The following is a 1846-nucleotide window of genomic DNA, read 5'->3' on the forward strand; positions in this document are numbered from 1 at the left end:
TCACGATGGAGTACCAGGCCGGCAGGCTCAACTTCGAGGTCGAGGAGGGCCGGGTCCGCCGCTGCTGGAAGGGCTGAGCCCCCTCGGCGGTCGCCTCCGCCGGCTCCGCCGCTCAGCCGCCCGTCAGGGGGCGGGCCGAGCCGCCGCGCTGCTGGTTGCGGTCGTGGGCCTGCGGACGCCGCGTGCCTCCCGCGGGGGCCGAGGGGCGGCTGTGCTCGGGACGCAGCGTGGCGCGCGAGCCGTGGACGGGCTCCTTGCGGGCCGCGGTGCCGACCGGCGCCACCCGCGGGCTCAGCGGTGTGAGCGGCCGGGGTGTCACTCCCGGCACCGCCGGGCGGCGCGCCGCGCGGCGGCGGAGGTAGCCGTTCCGCACCCGCAGGAGGAGCACTTCCGCGCGGGCCACCAGCGGCTCGCACCACGGCAGGGCGAGGAGCACGAGCAGCCCGGCCGCCCAGCCCAGGACGACGTCGCTGAGCCAGTGCGTGCCCAGGTAGACCGTGGTCAGGCCGACGCTCAGCGAGACGATCGCCGAGCCCGCCGACAGATACCGCCTGGCCCGGGGGGTCGAGGCCAGGTACGCGAGAATCCCCCAGGTCACGACCGCGTTCGCGGTGTGCCCCGAGGGAAATATGTCCCCGCCGAGTCCCATCTCGTTCGAGCCGATCACGGTCGCGTAGTGCGGGCCGAGCCGTCCCATGCCGATCTTCGCCGCGCCCACCGTGATGTTGAGCAGGAGCAGCGAGGCCCCGAGCACGAGCAGCGGGCGCGGCGTGTGCTGCCGCCAGGAGCGCCAGCCCAGCCAGGCGAGCACCATGACCGCCGTGGGGCCGCGCTGCCCGAGCACCACCAGGTAGTCGAGGAAGGCGTGCACCTCGGGCCACTGCTGGTAGGGCCGGAAGAACATGAGCTGCCAGTCGAAGCGCACGAGCCAGGTCGTGGCGGCGACGGCGACGACGATCGCGAGGTAGAAGGCGAGCGTCGCGAGCAGCAGGACGAGCCGGTGCCGGCTCATCACGGGGACGTGCGGGTTGGCCAGCCGCTCCGGCTCGCGGTCGAGCCGGGCGAAGAGCCGCGCGAGGCGGCCGGGGGTCGGTTGGGTACGCACCCGATCGACGTTACAGCGGGTGAGTGTCAAAGCCGAACGAAACAACCGTTTCGTGATGGGCATGTGATGTGCCGCGACCAGCGCGAAGGGGTTTATCCGACCGCTTTCCCTAAAGTCGCCGCAAGGCCCGGAAGAGGGCGCCCACGCGAGCGGCGGCCGCATTCCCACGACGAATCCCCGCCTTTTCCCGCCGTCCGTTTTCCGTTCACCCCACGGACCCGCCCACGCCCCCGGACCCCCCGTCCCGCGCACTGCGGTGCCATCCCGGAGGCCCCGTCCCGCGCGCCCTCCTGCCCGCGTCCAGGGGGAGCGGCGCGGGCCCCTGGGACCCGGCCGGCGCCCTCCTCGCCGCCACCGGGTCCCGGTGGGCTGTGTCGTGCTCGCGATGCTCGCCCTCGTCGGGCTCGAACTGGTCGCCGCGCACTACCTCCAGCTCGTCCTCGGCCTGGGCCCGCTCGCGACCGGCCTGCGGCTGCTGCCGCCTACCCTCGCCGCCGTAGCCGCCGTAGCCGCCGTAGCCGCCGTAGCCGCCGGGCTCGCGGGCGAGCGCTCCTGCGGCGAAATGGGCCCCCGGCTCATGGTCGCGGGCGGCTTCTCCCTCACGGCGGCGGCGGCGCTGCTCCTGACGGGGATGGGGCAGCGCGACGAAGCGGCGCTGCTCACGACCGGTTTCGTCCCCCCCGGGCTCGGCCTGGAGGCGACGCTGTTCGCGGCGTACTTTTTGATGCCGCACGAGGCGCC

General features: G+C 74.4%; 1 protein-coding gene and 1 pseudogene. One reads left to right on the plus strand and one right to left on the minus strand.

Annotated elements, in window-relative coordinates; genetic code table 11:
* Positions 1–112 precede the first annotated feature (112 nt).
* Positions 113–1105: a phosphatase PAP2 family protein gene (locus tag SSBG_RS24380; RefSeq protein WP_037870547.1), complete on the minus strand. Its 993-nt coding sequence runs from the start codon at positions 1103–1105 to the stop codon at positions 113–115.
* Between the two features lie 272 nt (positions 1106–1377).
* Between SSBG_RS24380 and SSBG_RS24385 the strand changes: the two are divergent.
* A pseudogene (locus SSBG_RS24385) lies at positions 1378–1846 on the plus strand (MFS transporter); the annotation flags it as partial.

The organism is Streptomyces sp. SPB074 (assembly GCF_000154905.1).
In the GTDB taxonomy this organism is placed as follows: Bacteria; Actinomycetota; Actinomycetes; order Streptomycetales; family Streptomycetaceae; genus Streptomyces.